The sequence below is a fragment of the Streptomyces sp. NPDC048734 genome, from assembly GCF_043198675.1.
Classification (GTDB): Bacteria; Actinomycetota; Actinomycetes; order Streptomycetales; family Streptomycetaceae; genus Streptomyces.
Genome location: NZ_JBICUZ010000012.1, coordinates 76,952 through 94,537, shown reverse-complemented (window position 1 = coordinate 94,537; position 17,586 = coordinate 76,952). Strand labels below are relative to the sequence as shown.

Genomic DNA, 17,586 nt, shown 5'->3' with positions numbered 1-17,586 from the left:
GGCAGACCGTATCCCGGGACGGCCCCTCAGGACCCGCCGCTCACGGTTTCTCCCGGCCGTGCAGGGCGCTCACCTCCTCCGCGGTGAGGGCCCTGTCGAAGGCGTGGACCTCGTCGACCGCTCCGTTCCAGAAGTCGGTGTCGGCGCCGTTCCACTGGGCGCGGCCCACGGCGAGGGGGCCCGAGCCGACGTAGGCGGGACCGGCGTCGGCCGTCGCCGCTGCCGCGCCGTCGACGTACAGCGTGATCGTGCCGCGCGCGCCGTCCCGCACCCCGACGAGGTGGTACCAGCGGCCGAGCTCGGGAGTGACCGCCAGGCGGGCGCGCTTCTCACCGGGGGTGCTGAAGGCGAAGGCGCCCCGGCCGTACTGGAGGTAGAACGGACTCGCCTGACGTCGGCCGTCCTGGCTGACCGCGGTGGCGTAGTTGCCCGGCAGCGCGTCGAGGGTGACCCAGGCCGACACCGAGTAGCTGCCGGTGGTGTCGAGCACCGGGCCGTCGGTCTCGGCGTGCTGTCCCTCCCCGTCGAACTTCAGTGCGCTGCCGCTGACACCGGGTGTCCAGGTGGTGCCCTCGGAGAGCTTCAGGCCCTCGTCGTTGGGGCCGTCGTCCTTCGCGGTGGTACCCGCGCCCTCGTCGAGGGACCAGTGCCCGCCGCCCTTCAGCTCCTTCCGGTCGCCCGCGGCGGCACCGGCCGCGATCACCGCGCGGTTGATCTCCCGGACCCGGACCGGGTCGACCTTGATCTCCCGGCGGTCGTAGGTGTACAGGCCGTTGAGCTCGTTCTCGAGGTCGGTGATCTGCGTGTACACCGAGCCGGACAGTTCGGCCCCGGCCTGGTCGAGGTAGTACCGCTCGGTGTTCTCGACGTACGTGCGGGTCAGCGCCTCCTTGTCGGCGACACCGCTGTAGATCACGGTCGGGGTGCCCGGCCACATGTGGCCCGGGACGCGCAGGGTGAAGCCGCCGTGCTCGCCGTCCATCGCGGCCCGCGTCCGGTCGGGGAAGGCCGGGTCGGTGTTGTTGTAGTCGTGGTGGTCGATGATGTCGCCCTTGCCGGAATCCCCCTTGGAATTGCAGCAGTTGACCCCGCTGTGGGCGTTGACGACCCGGGACGGGTCGGCGGCCTTCACGGCCTCGGCGATACGGCCGCTCTCCTCGCGGTCCCACTCGCCCCAGCCCTCGTTGAAGACGGTCCAGCCGGTCACGGAGGGCGCGTTGTGGTGCTGGCGCATCATCTCCCGGCCCTGGTCGACGAACGCCTTCTGCCCCGCCTGGCCGGTGATGTTCCCGGAGACGAAGTCCTGCCAGACCAGCAGGCCCAGCCGGTCCGCGTGGTGGAACCAGCGCGCCGGCTCCACCTTGATGTGTTTGCGCACCGCGTTGAAGCCGAGCTCCTTGTGCGCCTTCAGGTCGAAGGCGAGGGCCTCGTCGCTGGGTGCCGTGTACAGGCCGTCGGGCCAGAAGCCCTGGTCGAGCGTGGCGAGGGAGAAGACGGGCTTGCCGTTGAGCACGAGCTTGCGGTAGCCGCCGACGTCCGCGATGCCGACCTCGCGCATGCCGAAGTAACTGCTCACCCGGTCGACGGACCTGCCGTCGGTGAGCTTGACGTCGAGGTCGTAGAGGTAGGGGTCGTCCGGGCTCCACAGGTGCTGCTCCGCCACGGGCAGCCGCAGTTCCTCGTTGGCCGGCCCGCTGACCCGGCCGACGACCCTGCCGAGCCCGTCGCGGGCGACGGCCTCCACGCGCGCCTTCGTGGAGGCGCCCTCGGACTCGACGGTCACCGCGAGGCTGCCGGTGTCGATGTCGGGGGTCGTGACTACGTTGTCAACAAAGGTGTCGGCGACCGGCTCCATCCACACCGTCTGCCAGATGCCCGACGACTGGGTGTAGAAGATGCCGCCCGGGTCGGTGGACTGCTTGCCCGTCGGCTGGTCGGCGCCACCGGTGTCGGTGACCGCGACCACGATCTCCTGCGGCCCGGTGCCCGTGAGGGCGTCGGTGATGTCGGCGCCGAACGCGGTGTAGCCGCCGGTGTGTTCGGCGACCTTCCTGCCGTTGACCCAGACGCGTGCCCGGTAGTCGACGGCACCGAAGTTGAGCTTCAGCCGGTTGCCCTTGCCGACCTTCCAGTTCTTCGGCACGTCGACCAGCCTGCGGTAGAACATGTGGTCCTCGTGCCGCTCAAGACCGGAGAGCTGCGACTCGACCGGGAACGGCACGACGATCCGTTCGTCGAGGGCCTTGCCGAACACCGGCTGCTCGCCCGCCTCGGCGCCGCTGAACTGCCAGGGGCCGTTGAGGTTCTTCCACTTGGCGCGCACCTGCTGCGGGCGGGGATACTCCGGCAGCGGGTTCTTCTCGTCGAGGGCGTCGCCCCAGGTGGTGGTGAGCCGGTGCGTGGAGGCGTTCCGCGCCGAGCGGACGACGCGGGGGACGGTCTCGGTGCCGGACGTCAGGCCGCCGAGGCCGTCGTAGGTCACGCGGACCTGCTGGCCCTTCTGGACCGGCTCCGCGAGCGTGACGTCCAGGGTGTCGCGGTCACCGGGGGAGACGGCGAGCGAGGCGACGGGCATCGCGGTGGTGTCGGCCTCGACCTTCAGGTGGTCCCCGGCGTCCTGGAGGCCGCCGACCTCGTTCTCGAAGCGGGCCCGCAGGTGCCGCCCGTCCTCGGTGACCGAGAGGTCGACCGGGTAGACCTCGAACCCCGCCGGAGGGGTGAACGCCGACTCGGGGACGAGCTGCTTGGGCATCGCCGGGGTCGACCAGCGCAGGAACATGTTGGACCCGCCGAGGTCCTGGAACATCTCCAGGCGGAAGTCGTGCGGTTCACCGGCGGTCAGGCGGACCGGCGCGCTCGTCTGCTCCCGGTCCCAGTCGGGTTCCCAGTGGTCGATGACCGGCCGGCCGTCGACGAACAGCCGGAAGCCGTTGTCACCGATGGCGTGGAAGGTGTAGTCGCCGGTCGTCGGCGCCTGGATGCGGCCGGTCCAGCGGGCCGTGGTGTGCTCGGTCCTCCCGGTCAGCTCCTCGAAGGTGCCGGTCAGTCCGGAGAAGTTGATCTGCGGTTCGAGCAGGGTGCCACCGAGCGTGGCGAAGTCGCGGGCTCCTGGTGCCGACATGCTGAAGTACTCGCCCTTCAGCCCGTGCACCTCGACGGCGGCCCGGCCGGGGGAGGCCGCCGGTGTGCCGGCGGCCGGTTCCGCGGCCGAGGCGGTGGGTAACAGGCCGCCGGCGGGCAGCACCAGGACTGCCGCGATCAGCAGCGTCCACAGTCTTGTGGCCGGCCGGCGGTGACGTGCGGTCCGTGTGGTCATCGAAACCTTTCTCGCGCGGGGGCATCGAGCGGGTATCGAGCGGGCACCGAGCGGGGACGACTCGGGAACGGCTCGCGAACGGCTTGCGAACGGTTTCCCCACGGCCGGTCCACCCGCGAACGGCCTTGCACAGCAGGGGACTTGCTCGCGGGCAGTGGAGGGAACCAGCGGCTCTTCGGACGTGGCGGACCGTGCGCGCAAGCGGAATGACAACATGCGTGTTCGAGGGTTGTCCAGACCTTTCGCACGGTGCGACCGCGGGCGCGCCCGGCCGGCGACACGGCGGAGCCGGGGCCGACACGTGCGGTCGGCCCCGGCTCGGGAGAGCTGTCAGGACGTCGCCTACTCGACCTCGGCCCAGTCGAGGGTGCGTTCCACCGCCTTCTTCCAGCCGGCGTAGCCCTCGGCCCGTCGCTCGTCGGACCACTGGGGCTGCCAGCGCTTGGACTCCTGCCAGTGGGTGCGCAGTTCGTCGGTGTCGCGCCAGAAGCCGGTCGCAAGGCCTGCCGCGTAGGCGGCACCGAGCGCGGTGGTCTCGGCGACGACCGGGCGGCTGACCGGCACGCCGAGAACGTCGGCCTGGATCTGCATGCACAGGTCGTTGGCCGTCACGCCGCCGTCGACCTTGAGGACGTCGAGGTGGACCCCGGAGTCCTGCTCCATGGCCTCGACGACGTCACGGCTCTGGTAGCAGATCGACTCCAGGGTCGCCCGGGCCAGATGGCCGTTGTCGTTGTAGCGGGCCAGGCCCACGATCGCGCCGCGGGCGTCGGAACGCCAGTACGGTGCGAACAGACCGGAGAACGCCGGGACGAAGTACATGCCGCCGTTGTCCTCGACGGTACGGGCCAGCGTCTCGCTCTCGTCGGCACTGCTGATGATCTTCATCTGGTCGCGCAGCCACTGCACCGCGGACCCCGTGACCGCGATGGAGCCCTCCAGGGCGTAGACCGCCGGCTCGTCGCCGAACCGGTACGCCACCGTGGTGAGCAGCCCGTGCTGCGAACGCACCAGCTCGGTACCGGTGTTGAGGACCAGGAAGTTGCCGGTGCCGTAGGTGTTCTTGGCTTCGCCGGGGGCGTAGCAGACCTGTCCCACCGTGGCCGCCTGCTGGTCGCCGAGCACCCCGGTGATGGGGATGGCGGCGCGCAGCGGCCGGGAGGTGCGCGTGACGCCGTACGCCTCGCGGTGGGAGGAGGGGTTGATGACGGGCAGCATGGACCGGGGGATCCCGAAGAAGCCCAGCAGTTCGTCGTCCCAGTCCAGCGTCTCCAGGTCCATCAGCATGGTCCGGCTGGCGTTGGTCACGTCGGTGGCGTGGATTCCGCCGTCCGGGCCGCCCGTCAGGTTCCACAGGACCCAGCTGTCGGTGTTGCCGAAGACGGCGTGGCCCTGTTCCGCCGCCTCGCGGACCCCGTCGACGTTCTCCAGGATCCACTGGATCTTGCCGCCGGAGAAGTACGTCGCAGGGGGCAGGCCCGCCTTGCGGCGGATGACGTCGCCCTTGCCCGAGCGTTCCAGGGCCGCGGCGATGGAGTCGGTGCGGGTGTCCTGCCAGACGATGGCGTTGTAGTAGGGGCGTCCGCTGCGCGGATCCCACACCACCGTGGTCTCCCGCTGGTTGGTGATGCCGATGGCGGCCAGGTCCTCCGGGGACAGGTTCCCGTGCCGCAGGGCGTTCTGTATCACCGAGTTGGTGCGTTCCCAGATCTCGACGGGGTCGTGCTCGACCCATCCCGACCGCGGGAGGATCTGGGCGTGCTCCAGCTGGTGCTTCGCCACCTCGTTCCCGGAGTGGTCGAAGATCATGAATCGGGTGCTGGTGGTGCCTTGGTCCACCGCGCCCACGAAGTCAGCCATGGGATGCCGCCTTTGCTGCGGGGGTCAGCGCTCGGAGTCGTCGGGGGCGGGGACGCGGCCGGGAGGCTCCGGTGCCGCCGTCGGCAGGAACCGGCCGACGAGCGCCTTGTACAGGCCGGCGCCGAGCAGGCCGCCGATCAGGGGACCGAGGATCGGCACCCAGAAGTAGAGGTTCCCGTACTGATCCCGCCACGCTCCGCCGTAGCCGGTGAAGAAGCTGGCCAGCCGGGGGCCGAAGTCACGTGCCGGATTGATCGCGTATCCCGCGTTGGTTCCCCATGCCATGCCGATCGCCACGACGATCAGGCCCACGATGAACGGGGCCAGGTTCGCGCCGGGCGGGTTGTTGAGCAGGTCCGTGACGGCCAGGATCAGCAGCAGCAGGATGGCGGTGCCGATGACCTGGTCGCGGAAGGCGCCCCATTCGTGGACCGGCAGGTTCGGGTTGCCGTTGGCGGGGAGCGTGGAGAAGACGCCCTGCGTCTTGATGGTGTGACCGGGGTCGGCCTTCGCCAGTGCCTCGGTGTAGTTCCACCGGACGATCAGGGCTGCCACGAAGGCGCCCGCGGTCTGCGCCAGCGCGTAGGGCGCGACCTTGCGCCACGGGAACCCCTTGAAGGCCGCCAGGGCGACGGTCACCGCGGGATTGAGGTGGGCGCCGCTCAGCCGCCCCGCGACGTACACGCCGAGGGTGACGCCGAGACCCCACGCCCAGGCGATGCTGTCGTGGTTGCCGAGGCCGCCCGGCGGCGTCGTCAGGGCCCCGCCGGCGACCACCTGGGCCACGACTCCGCATCCGAAGAGGATGAGAACCATCGTGCCGGCGAACTCGGCCGACAACTCGCCGATCAGTCCCGACCTTTTGAATCGCTCAGCCATGGAAGCTCGCTTCCCGCCGGTCGAAGGACCGGCTCTCGATTACCGAGCCCTTCCGACGTCAGGATAAGTCGACGGGAATGAAATCGCTCGAACGGATCATATGGCCGCAAATCGGGCAGTGTGTGGCCGTGGCTGCCGTGGCTGCCGTGCGGTTCCCGGCGGTCCGGGCGTCACGGCTCTGCCGCCTGGTGGACTCCCCTCTTCCAGATAGGGTGTTTTCATAGGAAATGTTGCCTGGGGGTCAGGACGTGCGGTGGACGCTCACCAGACGGCGGGACCGGTGCCCGAACAGCCCTCCACGGCTGTCGGGTACGCGGGTGTGCTGCGCGAACTGCTGCCGATCGCGCTCTGGCGGGAGGACGCCGACGGACGCGTCGTGGAGTGGTCGCTGGCCGCCCAGGACCTGCTCGGCCACCGGCCCGAGGACGTACTCGGCCGGCCCGCCTCGGCCCTGCTCGTCCCCGAGGGCAACAGCGAACTCGCCGACCAGCTGACCCGCCGGGTGCACGCCGGGGAGACCGTCGTCGGGACCCTGTCGGTGCGCCACCGCGAGGGCCACCAGGTGACGATGGAGATGTGGATCGTCCCGGCCGCCGACGCGCTCGGACGGGCCGGCGCCCTCCTCATCGCCGTGGAGACCTCCCAGGTCCTGCGCATGCGGGACTCACTGGCCGCCCTGGAGAGCCTCTTCCGCCAGTCGCCCATCGGCCTGGCCACCCTCGGCACCGACCTGCGCTTCCTGCGGGTCAACGACGCGCTCGCCCGGATGAACGGCCTCTCCGCCGCCGAGCACCTGGGCAAACGCCTGTCCGAGGTGGTGCCCGACGTCAACGCCGCCGCCCTGGAATCGACGATGCGGCAGGTCCTGGACCGGGGCACCGCCGTCGTCGACGTCCGCCGCACCGGACGCACCGCCTCCGACCCCCACCACGACCGGACCTGGTCCTGCTCCTACGCCCCCCTCGTCGACGGCGCCGGCCGGACCCTCGGCCTGATCGCCTCCCTCATCGACATCACGGAGAGCCAGCGCGCCGAGGCCGACGCCGAGCGGGCCAGACGCCGTTTCGCCCTGCTGGCGGAGGCGGGCACCCGTATCGGCACCACCCTGGACCTGCGGCAGACCGCCGAGGAGATCGTGCAGATGCTGGTGCCCCAGCTCGCCGACTCCGCCGACGTGCAGCTCCTCGAGGAGGTCCTGCAGCCCGACGAGTCCGCCGCCTCCACCCACGGCGTGGTGCGGCGCATGGCCGCCCACTTCCCCGACCCCGCCGCCCCCACGGCGAAGCTCCTGCCGGGCATGACGTCCCAGATCCCGCACGGCTCGCTGTACGAGAGGGTCATCACCGAGGGACGTCCCACGAACCTCTACCGCTCCGACGTCCCGGCCCTCGTCACCGACCCCCGCTCCGACCGCCTGCGCGCGTACCTGATGAGCCTCGGCTCCGCGAGGCTGATCCCGCTGGTCGCCCGCGGCAAGGTGCTCGGCGCGGTCGTCGTGACCCGGCTCCGCACCCGCGAACCCTTCGACGAGCAGGACTGCGTGCTGATCGACGAACTGGCCGCGCGCGCCGCCCTGAACATCGACAACGCCCTGATGTACACCCGGCAGCGCGCGGCGGCCCTCACCCTGCGGCGCAGCCTGACCAACAGCGCGCTGCCCCTCGTCCCCGGCCTCGAACTCACCGGCCGGTACCTGCCGGCCAGCGAACACGACGTCGGCGGCGACTGGTTCGACGTCATCGCGCTCCCCGACGGCAGGACCGGACTGGTCATCGGGGACGTCATGGGCCACGGCATCCACGCGGCGGCCGTCATGGGCCAGCTCCGCACGGCGGTGCGCACCCTCGCCCGGCACGACATCCCTCCGGCCCGCATGCTCCGCTCACTGGACGCCGTCGTGGCCGACATGGGGGAGGACGAGATGGCGACCTGCGTCTACGCCGTCCACGATCCCGCGTCCGGCGGATGCCTGGTCGCCCGGGCCGGCCACCCGCCGCCGGCCGTCACGGCACCCGACGGTTCGGTCACCTTCCTCGACGGCCCGCCGGGCACCCCGCTGGGGACCGGCGGGCACGAGTTCCGCACCGAGGAGGTCCCGCTGCCGCCGGGCGGCCTGCTGGTCCTGTACACCGACGGTCTCGTCGAGGCCCGCGGCCGGGACTTCGACCAGGGCCTGGACCGGCTCGCCCGCGCCCTGCGGGCACCCGCGCGCTCACTGGCGGAACTCTGCGACGACGTCCTCGCACGGATGCTGCCGCACCCCGCGCAGGACGACGTCGCCGTCCTCATGGCCCGCCCGCAGTGACCGGCCGGCCCCCGCGGTCCGCCGCCCGCGCGTTCAGCCCTGGTACTCGGTGAGGTCGATGGCGTGCACGGCCAGCGGGACGTCGTGGACCGGGTGGACCGTCACCCGCTCCGGCACCATCCCGAGCTTGCGGATGACGTTCTCCGAGGCCTCGTCCCCCACCCGGCAGATGCCGACGACCCGGTCGAGGCCCCGGTCCTGGAGCGCGAACTCCAGCGTGGCCTGAGCGGCCTCGGACGCGTACCCCTGGCCCCAGAACGGTGTGCCGAGCCGCCACCCGATCGCCACCTCGGAGGCCACCTCCGGCAGGGACCCGGGCACGTACAGCCCCGTGAAGCCGGCCAGCTCGCCCGAGGCCAGCAACTCGACCGCGAAGAGGCCGAAGCCCTCCTCGTCCCACTCCTCCTCCCACCGCTCGATGGCCTCCGCCGTGCCGTCCAGGTCGAGCACCGAGCCGTCGCCGACCCACCGCATCACCTGTGGGTCCGCGTTGATCTCGGCCATGGGGACCAGGTCGTCGTCGTGCCAGCGGCGGAGGAGGAGGCGGGGGGTGAGGATCTCGGTCATGGGGCCATCCTGCCGAAGCCATGGCCCGTACCGGTAATCAGCGGGGTGCGGGCGGTCTCAGCCGGCCGCCTTCCCGACGAGCTGGACGATCCGCGCCTCCGTGCCGGCGGTCAGTGCCGTGTCGCACCGGAGCCGGACCAGGTGGGGAAGCGGGTCTCCTGGATCCGGCTGCGCCGGTACGTCGCCCTGCGGGCGGAGGCCTCGGTGTTCGCCGGCCACCCGGACGTCCGTGACCGGGTCGTCGCCGCCCGCGGCACGGTCGTCGGCCATCCGGTCCGCCACCGCCCGGCTGGAACGGGCCCGGGCGCTGCTGGACGGCGCCCCGGCACCTCCGCTCGCCGCCGGGGCGGCCTTCGAGGCGGCGGGCTGCCCCTACCGGTCGGCACCGACGCCGCGGCCGGCCGGCCCCGGCCACCGGGAGGACGGCCGGCGCGCCCTCGCCGGCCCCGGCCCCACGGACGGCTGAGACCCCCGCACGTCAGGCCCCGCCGTCCTTGTGCCAGGCCCCGCCGTCCTCGTCGGCGAGGGTCACGACGGACCCGGGCGCGGCCGGTCCCGGGTCTCGTCCAGCAGGCGGCGTACGGCGGGCAGGGCCCGGTCGCGGTCTTCCGGTACCAGACCGACTCGGGTGCGGCGGTCGAGGAGGTCGGCCTCGTCGAGGGCGCCTTCGTGGCGCAGTGCCCACACCAGTTCCGCGCCGGTGACGGGATGGCCCGCGAGGACGGGCTCGGCGAGGTGCGGGTGGGCGGCGGCGAGGGCCTGGACGGCCGGGGCTTCCGTGCCGTAGCGCCGGACGAGGCGCCGGGGCGCGGCGAGGGCGCGCAGCGTGTGCGGGGGCGCCGCGCCGACGAGGGGGAGGCGGGCCGTGCGGCAGGGGGCGGCGGTGAGGCGGCCCGAGGCGACCGCGGCGTCGACGGCGTCCTGGGCCATCCTCCGGTAGGTGGTGAGCTTGCCGCCGACCACCGTGACGACGCCGTCGTCCCGGCTGACGACCGCGTGCCGCCGGGAGAGGTCCGAGGTGCGGCCGGTGTCCGCCGAGTCCAGCAGCGGGCGCAGCCCGGCGAAGGCGCCCACCACGTCGCCGCGGTCCACGGGCGTGTCGAGCACGCAGCCGAGGACGTCGAGGAGGAAGCCGATGTCCGACTCGGGGGCGGCCGGGACGTCGGGCGGGTCGCCGTCGACGGGTTCGTCCGTGAGGCCGACGTAGACGCGGCCGTCGCCCTGGGGGAGGACCAGGACGAAGCGGTTCGTCTCGCCCGGGACCGGGACGTGCAGTCCCGCCGGGAGGGTGCCGAGGCGCTCGGAGCGCAGGACGAGGTGGGTGCCCCGGGACGGCCGGATCCGGATGCCCTCGACCAGGTGGCCGGCCCAGACGCCGGAGGCGTTGACGACCGTGCGGGCCCGGATCTCGCCCTCCTCGCCGGTCAGTTCGTCGCGGACCACGGCTCCGCGGCCGGTGAGCCGCAGCGCCCGGACCCGGGTGAGGACGCGGGCGCCGTGGGCGGCGGCCGTCCGGGCGAGGGCGGTGACCAGGCGGGCGTCGTCGGTGACCTTGCCGTCCCAGGACAGCAGACCGCCGCGGAGCCCTTCGGGACGTACGGCCGGGGCGAGGTGGCGGGCCTCCGTCGCCGAGAGGCGGCGGGGCGCCGGCAGTGTGGCCCGTGCGGTGCGGGCGGCGAGCCGCAGGGCGTCCCCGGCGCAGAAGCCCGCCCAGGCCAGGGTCGCCCGGCCGCGCGGGACCAGCGGGGTGAGCGGCAGGACGAAGGGTTCGGCGTGCACCAGGTGCGGCGCGGTGCGTTCCATGAGCAGCCCGCGCTCCACCGCGCTCTCGTGGGCGACGCCGAACTGTGCGGAGGCGAGGTAGCGCAGACCGCCGTGGATGAGCTTCGAGCTCCAGCGGGAGGTGCCGAAGGCGAGGTCGTGGGCGTCGACGGCGGCGACCGTCAGTCCCCGGGCGGCCGCGTCGAGGGCGACTCCGGCACCGGTCGCGCCCAGGCCGACGACCAGGACGTCCACCGTCGGTCCGCCCACGGCCTCGGCGAGTTCGCGCGCGCGGCGGGCGGCCGACAGCGAGGAGGCGCCGCGGGGCGGGGCGGTGCTGCTGGTGCGGCTCATGGCGCGAGGGTCCTCTCCAGAAGGGTCCGCAACTCCCCGAGGAAGGCGGCGGAGTCGAGGTCCGGGTCGTCCTCGTCGGTCATGGTCCGCAGGGACAGCGTGAACGACTGGACGACGAGCAGCAGCGAGCGTGCCTGCCGTTGCGCGTGGCCGGGCCGCACCGAGCCGTCCGCGTGGCCCTCGCGCACTCCGGCGGCGAGCAGTTCCAGCAGGGCCTCCTGACTCGCCCCGCGCCGGTCGAGGACGTAGGGGAGGAGGAGCTCGGGGTCCACGTCGACGATCTTGCGGAACAGCGGATGGGCGCGGAAGGCGGTCACCCCCGCCACCAGGCCGTCGACGAGGAGGGTGCGCGCGTCGGTGTCCGGGCGCCGCTCGGGCATGGCGCCGGTGGCGACCCCGACCCATTCCCGGGTCATGAGGTCGCCGACCAGCGAGCGGACGTCGGGCCAGCGCCGGTAGAGGGTCATGCGGGAGACCCCCGCCCGGCGGGCCACGTCGGTGAGCGTCGTACGGCGGACTCCGACGGCCAGGACGCAGTCGCGCACCGCGTCGAGCACCGCGTCCCCGTCCGACTGGTTGTGACGAATAGGCGTCATGTGTCACAGTGTAACGCCTCGTGGGGGCCGCGACGAGACGGCCCCGTACCGCCGACCTGGAGGACGACACCGATGGACATGCTGTGGAGCGGCTGGGGCGATCCCGCCGCGGCGACGGTGCTGCCCGACACGGTGGTCGGGCTGCTGCAGGACCTGCTCGGCGTCGAGCCGCGCGTCGCCGCCCCGGTGCCGCTCGACCGGATCGCCGTCCCCGCCGCACCCCTCGACGCCGGGGCGTACGACGCCCTGCTGGCCGCCGTCGGGGGACACCCCGAGCACGTCCGCACCGACGCCGAGCCCCGCGTCCGGCACACTCGCGGCAAGTCCACCCCCGACCTGCTGCGCATCCGCGCCGGCGAGGTCGACGACCTCCCGGCGGCCGTGGTGCTCCCCGCCGGACACGACGAGGTCCTCGCCGTCCTGCGGGCCTGCGCCGCCCACGGGCTGGCGGCCGTGCCCTTCGGCGGCGGCACCTCGGTCGTCGGCGGACTCGCCCCCGTCCGGCGCGGCGCCTTCGTCTCCCTCGACCTGCGCCGCATGAACGGCCTGCTGGCCGTCGACCCCGTCTCACGCACCGCCACCCTCCAGGCCGGACTGCGCGCCCCGCACGCCGAGGCGCTGCTCGCCGGACACGGCTTCACCCTCGGCCACTTCCCCCAGTCCTACGAGTGGGCCACCATCGGCGGATTCGCCGCCACCCGCTCCAGCGGACAGGCCTCCGCCGGCCACGGCCGCTTCGACGACATGGTCCTCGGCCTCACCCTCGCCACCCCCGAGGGCACCGTCGAGACCGGCCGCGCCCCCCGCTCGGCGGCCGGCCCCGACCTGCGCCAGCTCCTGCTGGGCTCGGAGGGCGCGTTCGGCGTGATCACCTCGGTCACCGTCCGCGTCCGCCCCGTCCCCAGCGCCCGCGTCTACGACGGCTGGCGCTTCCCGGACTTCCGGCAGGGCACCGACGCCCTGCGCCGGCTCGCCCAGGACGGGCCCCGGCCGACGGTGCTGCGCCTGTCCGACGAGACGGAGACCCTCGTCGGCCTGGCGCAGCCCGACGCCATCGGCTCCGGCGCCCCGGACGAGAACGCCGGCTGCCTGGCCGTCGTGGGCTTCGAGGGCACCGACGAGGACACCGCCCACCGCCGCGCCGCGGCGACCGCGGTGCTGCGCGAGGCCGGCGGACAGCCGCTGGGGGAGGAGCCCGGCCACCGCTGGGCGCAGGGCCGCTACTCCGCCCCCTACCTCAGGGACGCGCTGCTCGACGCGGGCGCCTTCGCCGAGACGCTGGAGACCGCCGCGTTCTGGTCCCGCCTGCCGGAGCTGTACGCCGGCGTCCGCGACGCCCTGACCACGACACTCACCGCAGCGGGCACCCCGCCCATGGTCATGTGCCACGTCTCGCACGTCTACGAGAACGGTGCCTCCCTCTACTTCACCGTCGTCAGCGCCCAGGGCGACGACCCCCTCGCCCACTGGACCCGCGCCAAGCACGCGGCCAACGACGCGATCCTCGCCGCCGGCGGCACCATCACCCACCACCACGGGGTGGGCACCGACCACCGCGACTGGTACGTACGCGAGGCCGGCGGCCTCGCCGTCGACGCCCTGCGAGCCGTCAAGCGACGCCTCGACCCGGCCGGAGTCCTCAACCCGGGCGTCCTGCTTCCCGCAGACTGAACCGACCCGGCCCCCGCTCCACCGCCGGCCGGTCCGCTCGTCCGTCCGTCCGTCCCACCCGCCCACGCGTCCATCCGTCGACCGCCCGGAGGCCCACCCGATGCGACAGTTCACGGCCGTCGTCAACCCCACCGCAGGCGCTGCCACGGGCGCGGCCGCCCTCCTCGGGGTGGCCCGGCTGCTGCGGGAGGCGGGCGCCGACCTGGAGACCGCCCACAGCCGGAGCCTGCGACACGCCCGGGAACTCGCCCGGACCGCCGGAGAACGCGGACGGATCGTGCTGGCGGTCGGCGGCGACGGCATCACCGGCGCCATCGGCGGAGCCCTCAGCGGCACCGACGCGGTCCTGGGCCTGATACCGGCAGGGCGCGGCAACGACTTCGCCCGGGCCCTGGAGCTGCCCACCGGGGCGGACGCCCTGGCCCGCGTCCTGTTGGAGGCTGAACCGCGCCCCGTCGACACCATCGAGGTGCGCTCCGCGGTCCACGACCGCACCGTCGTCCTCGGCAGCGTCTACGCCGGGGTCGACGCGCTGGCCAACCGCCACGCCAACCACGCCGGACTGCTCAGGGGCGCCGCCGCCTACTACGCCGGAGGCCTGCGCGCGGTGGCCGGCTGGCGCCCCGCCCGGTACCGCGTCACCGTCGACGGCGTCGAGCACGCACACCACGGCTACACCGTCGTCGCGGCCAACTCCGGCTTCTACGGCTCGGGCCGCGTCATCGCCCCCGACGCCAGGATCGACGACGGCCTGCTGGACGTCGTGCTGATCCGGCACGCTCCCCGGCACCTGTTCTTCGCCCTGATGAACGAACTGAAGACCGGCACCCACGTCCGCCGCCCCGAGGTGCGCGTCCTGCGCGGCACCCGGGTCCGCGTCGAAGCGGACCGCGCCGTACCCTACGGCGCCGACGGCGAGGTCGAAGCCGAACTCCCGGTCACCGCCACGGTGCTCCCCGGCGCGCTGCGGGCACTGCACTGAGCCCTGCCCCCCGGAGGGCGCGCCGGCTGAAGCCGAGAGCCCGTGGCAGAGCGCCGGGGCGCGATGGGCCTCCGCGTCGAGCACCCGGGGCCGCCGGAACGCCGGGCAGGACGACGGCGGACCCGCCCGTCTGCCCGTCTGCCCGTCTGCCTGTCTGCCTCGTCCGGCCGCCTGCCCGTCCGCCTGTCCGCCTGCCCGTCCGCCTTGTCCGCCTGTCCGTCCGTCCGCCCGCCTGGCCGTCCCGAGTGGCTGGGCCGCCGCATCGCCCAGATCATCGGTAGGGGGCCACGGGCCCCACCTCACGGGACGGGCGCGGAAGGCACCGAGAGCACCGCGGGCGCCGCCGACGGCCGGCACGGCGCACCAGGCCCGGTCGGCCGCACCCGGTTCGACCGCCCCGTCGTGAGGCCATGCCAGGCGAGACGCGGGAGGACCGCACGGATGGACACGCACCGGCCCCGGACGGCGTCACGACGAGGGTCCCTGGCGGTCTTGGCGACGGCGCTCGCCCCCGTCCTCGGCATGACGGCGCTCGCCGCGTGCGGTTCGGACGACGGCGGTGGCACGACCTCGTCCGCGAGCGTACGGCCCTCGGCACCCGCCACCGCCTCCTTCACCGGCTCGGCGCCGTCCGCCCTGCGGTCGCTCGCGGAGTCGGCGAAGGCCGCGGTCTCCGCCGCCGCGTCCTCCGCCTCGGCCCGTGCCTCGGCCTTCGAGGCGTCGGTCTCCGCCGAGGCGGCCCGCGCCGGCGCCGCCGCCGAGAAGGAACTGAAGGACGTCGACGGCCGGGGCAACGCCACCGCCGACGTCTCCCTCACCGGCAAGCCGCGGGCGCAGACCGGCGGGCTGCTCGCCGTCGTCGTGAACATCACCAACCGATCCGGCGACACCGCCTCGTACGCCGTCCGGGTCGACTTCCGCGACCCCGACGGGAAGGTCGTCGAAACCCGTTACGTCGGCGCCGAGGACCTCGCTCCGGGCGAGCGGGCACAGCCCCTCGCCGTCAGCCGCAGGCCCTCCGAGCCGCAACTGACGGCGGAGATCGCCAAGGCCCAGCGGTACTGAGCGCCCGGGACACCCCCACGCGAGAGGAGCGGCTCCCCCGTCAGCGGAGGGGAACGTCCGGCAGCCGGTCGCCTGGGGAGCGGACGTGGATGTCGGTGATGCAGCCGCCGTACAGCGGCGGACAGGCCCACCAGCCGTTGACGTACGGCGGCACCTCGCCCCGCCGGTCCTGCTTCCGGCAGCGGATCAGCACCTCGACGCCCGCCGGGAGTCCGGTGAGCACGAAGGGCACCAAGGAACGGGCCCGGGCACCTGGGCCGCGCTTCCCAGCGATCGCCCACGGCGTGCGCGCCCGCTACTGTGCGTCGCATGACCGAGAGCACCCTGCGTTCCGTCACCGTCGAACGGACCGGCACCGGACACTTCACCGCCACCAACCCGCGTGGCGGCACGATCAGTTTCGGCACCGGTTCCGCGGACGACGGCGAAACCGACTTCACACCGGTCGAGTTGCTGCTCGCCGCGCTCGGGGGCTGCACGGCCGTCGACGTCGACGTGGCCACCGCCCGCCACAGCGAGCCGACCCGGTTCACGGTCACCGTGACCGGCGACAAGGTCGGCGACGAACTCGGCAACCGGCTGACCGACCTCTCGGTCGGCTTCTCCGTCGCCTTCCCGGACGACGAGGCCGGCGGCCGTGCCCGCGCGATCCTCCCCCGGGCGGTCAAGGTCTCCCACGACAAGCTCTGCACGGTCAGCCGGACCGTGGAGGCCGGAACGCCCGTCACGGTCACGGTCGAGGACGCCTGACGGGGCGGGTTCCCGGGTGCGGCGGACGCCGTCGGCCCGCCGGGGCCGTCGCGGAGGTCACGCGGCCCCGGCGCCGGCCCCGGTGTCGCCACCGCCCTGCGGCCGGGTCTCACGGCCTCCCGGATGCCGGTGGCGCCAGGTCCAGAAGACCCCGCAGGACACCGCGGCCCATCCTGTCAACACCAGGAAGGGGAAGGCGTGCTGGTGCCCCGCGAAGTACACCGCCGTGTGCTGGGCGTTGACGGACGCACCGGGCGGGAGCCACCGGCCGATCACGCCCAGCGGGGAGGGCAGCAGCGGCCACGACACCGCGCCGCCCGACGACGGATTGCCCAGCAGGACCATCAGCCCCCAGGTCGGCAGCATCGCCCAGCGGCCCACGAGCGTGTTGAACATCGTGAAGACCATGCCGCTCGTGAACATCGTGAGCGCCAGGATCAGCCACGACTCGACGAACGGCAGATCGAGCGCGCCCAGCAGCCAGTCAACCGTCGCGGCGATGGCGAACCCGCCCAGCAGCGCGTACGCAGCGGTGCAGGCGATGCGCTCGATCGGCGTGAGGGCCCGTGCGTGCACGCTGAGCTGGATCGCGCCGACGAACCCGATGATCACCGCTGCGAGGGAGACGTAGAAGATCGCCAGCCCCCGCGGGTCTCCCTCCTGGAGGGGGTTGACGTCCCGGACGATGACGGCGACACCCGTTTGCCGGCCCACCGCGGGCGCCGCCTCGGCCAGCACCTCCGCGACCGACGCACCGGACGCCGCGGAGAGATCCAGCACGACGGCCCGCTCTCCCCTGCGCACGTCGACGATCGCGAAGACCCGCTGCTCATCGACCGCCGTCCGGGCTTCGGCCGCCGTGTCGTAGAGGCGGATCTTCACCGCCGTGTTGAGGGCCTTCTCCATGCCGTCGAGGAAGCGCCGGCCCTCGGGCTGCTCGGGGGAGCCGACCAGCGCGGTGGGGATCGAGCGCGGGGTCGGGTCGGCCATGGAGTAGGTGTAGGAACCGGCGAACAGGGCCGCGGCCGCCGTCAGGATCAGCACGAGCACGGTCGCGGGCAGGAGCGGGGACTCCTTGAACCTGGCCCACCCCCGCGGCGGCGGAGACGGCTCACCGCGGGCGTCTTGTGACATTTCGGGCATGCGGGCCACGTTAGCCGCCCCTGTCCCGGGAACCGGCCGATGCGCGGAACCCCGGACGGTCCCGGCGCCGGCCCCGTCCGCCGGCGGCGCGGTCCGCTGCCTCCGCCGGGACCGGGCGCGGTCCGCTGTCCCTGCCGGGGTCGGGCGCGGTCCGCTGCCCACGCCGGCATCGGGCGCGGGCCGCGTCGTCCACCGGCACGGGGCGGGTGTTTCGTCCGCCGTTCGGCTGACAGGAGGACGCCACCGGGCGTGGCGCCTCCACTGTGGGCGCGGTCACCGCTGGGCTGGTCGCACACTGCCGCACCCGAGCGCCCGGCTCGGTGAGCGGGCAGGACTC

Annotated in this window: 14 protein-coding genes; 5 read left to right on the top strand and 9 right to left on the bottom strand. The window is 73.6% G+C overall.

Going from position 1 to position 17,586, the window contains the following annotated elements; all coding sequences use genetic code 11:
- Window positions 1-40 precede the first annotated feature (40 nt).
- The 3 genes from ACGFQC_RS27615 to ACGFQC_RS27605 form a co-directional block, all read right to left on the bottom strand.
- Window positions 41-3,316 (bottom strand): LamG-like jellyroll fold domain-containing protein, encoded by a 3,276-nt coding sequence (locus ACGFQC_RS27615; RefSeq protein ID WP_363089576.1) that lies wholly within the window; start codon window positions 3,314-3,316, stop codon window positions 41-43.
- Window positions 3,317-3,658: 342 nt separating this feature from the next.
- Window positions 3,659-5,176: a glycerol kinase GlpK gene (gene glpK, locus ACGFQC_RS27610; RefSeq protein WP_363089575.1), complete on the bottom strand. Its 1,518-nt coding sequence runs from the start codon at window positions 5,174-5,176 to the stop codon at window positions 3,659-3,661.
- Window positions 5,177-5,200: 24 nt separating this feature from the next.
- Window positions 5,201-6,055, bottom strand: coding sequence for an MIP/aquaporin family protein (locus ACGFQC_RS27605; RefSeq protein ID WP_363089574.1), 855 nt, complete (start codon window positions 6,053-6,055; stop codon window positions 5,201-5,203).
- Between the two features lie 319 nt (window positions 6,056-6,374).
- Between ACGFQC_RS27605 and ACGFQC_RS27600 the strand changes: the two genes are divergently transcribed.
- The gene (locus ACGFQC_RS27600) at window positions 6,375-8,360 is read left to right on the top strand and encodes a SpoIIE family protein phosphatase (protein ID WP_393288857.1); all 1,986 of its coding nucleotides are present in this window, start codon (window positions 6,375-6,377) and stop codon (window positions 8,358-8,360) included.
- Between the two features lie 33 nt (window positions 8,361-8,393).
- Here the strand turns inward: ACGFQC_RS27600 and ACGFQC_RS27595 are convergent, their stop codons facing one another.
- From ACGFQC_RS27595 to ACGFQC_RS27580, 4 genes are all read right to left on the bottom strand, one after another.
- On the bottom strand, window positions 8,394-8,927 hold the full coding sequence (locus ACGFQC_RS27595) for a GNAT family N-acetyltransferase (protein ID WP_363089572.1): 534 nt from the start codon (window positions 8,925-8,927) through the stop codon (window positions 8,394-8,396).
- A 57-nt stretch (window positions 8,928-8,984) separates the two neighbouring features.
- Window positions 8,985-9,197, bottom strand: a complete 213-nt coding sequence (locus ACGFQC_RS27590; RefSeq protein WP_363089571.1) for a hypothetical protein — start codon at window positions 9,195-9,197, stop codon at window positions 8,985-8,987.
- 258 nt (window positions 9,198-9,455) lie between these two features.
- Window positions 9,456-11,042, bottom strand: a complete 1,587-nt coding sequence (locus ACGFQC_RS27585; protein ID WP_363089570.1) for a glycerol-3-phosphate dehydrogenase/oxidase — start codon at window positions 11,040-11,042, stop codon at window positions 9,456-9,458.
- Complete coding sequence (locus tag ACGFQC_RS27580; RefSeq protein ID WP_363089569.1) at window positions 11,039-11,638, bottom strand: TetR/AcrR family transcriptional regulator; 600 nt, start codon at window positions 11,636-11,638, stop codon at window positions 11,039-11,041. Before ACGFQC_RS27580 ends, ACGFQC_RS27585 begins: the two co-directional genes overlap by 4 nt.
- 72 nt (window positions 11,639-11,710) lie before the next feature.
- On the opposite strand from ACGFQC_RS27580, the gene ACGFQC_RS27575 reads away from it, so the two are divergent.
- The 3 genes from ACGFQC_RS27575 (at window position 11,711) to ACGFQC_RS27565 (ending at window position 15,356) form a co-directional block, all read left to right on the top strand.
- The gene (locus ACGFQC_RS27575) at window positions 11,711-13,309 is read left to right on the top strand and encodes an FAD-binding oxidoreductase (protein ID WP_363089568.1); all 1,599 of its coding nucleotides are present in this window, start codon (window positions 11,711-11,713) and stop codon (window positions 13,307-13,309) included.
- A gap of 100 nt (window positions 13,310-13,409) precedes the next feature.
- Complete coding sequence (locus tag ACGFQC_RS27570) at window positions 13,410-14,291, top strand: YegS/Rv2252/BmrU family lipid kinase (RefSeq protein WP_363089567.1); 882 nt, start codon at window positions 13,410-13,412, stop codon at window positions 14,289-14,291.
- Between the two features lie 441 nt (window positions 14,292-14,732).
- Complete coding sequence (locus tag ACGFQC_RS27565) at window positions 14,733-15,356, top strand: hypothetical protein (protein ID WP_393288814.1); 624 nt, start codon at window positions 14,733-14,735, stop codon at window positions 15,354-15,356.
- Between the two features lie 40 nt (window positions 15,357-15,396).
- Here ACGFQC_RS27565 and ACGFQC_RS27560 read toward each other — a convergent pair whose 3' ends face one another.
- Complete coding sequence (locus ACGFQC_RS27560; protein WP_363089566.1) at window positions 15,397-15,579, bottom strand: hypothetical protein; 183 nt, start codon at window positions 15,577-15,579, stop codon at window positions 15,397-15,399.
- 86 nt (window positions 15,580-15,665) lie between these two features.
- Between ACGFQC_RS27560 and ACGFQC_RS27555 the strand changes: the two genes are divergently transcribed.
- Window positions 15,666-16,106 (top strand): OsmC family protein, encoded by a 441-nt coding sequence (locus ACGFQC_RS27555; protein ID WP_363089565.1) that lies wholly within the window; start codon window positions 15,666-15,668, stop codon window positions 16,104-16,106.
- Between the two features lie 57 nt (window positions 16,107-16,163).
- Here the strand turns inward: ACGFQC_RS27555 and ACGFQC_RS27550 are convergent, their stop codons facing one another.
- A complete protein-coding gene (locus tag ACGFQC_RS27550) occupies window positions 16,164-17,240 on the bottom strand; it encodes an ABC transporter permease (RefSeq protein ID WP_363089707.1) in 1,077 nt (358 codons plus the stop codon).
- Between the last annotated feature and the right edge of the window lie 346 nt (window positions 17,241-17,586).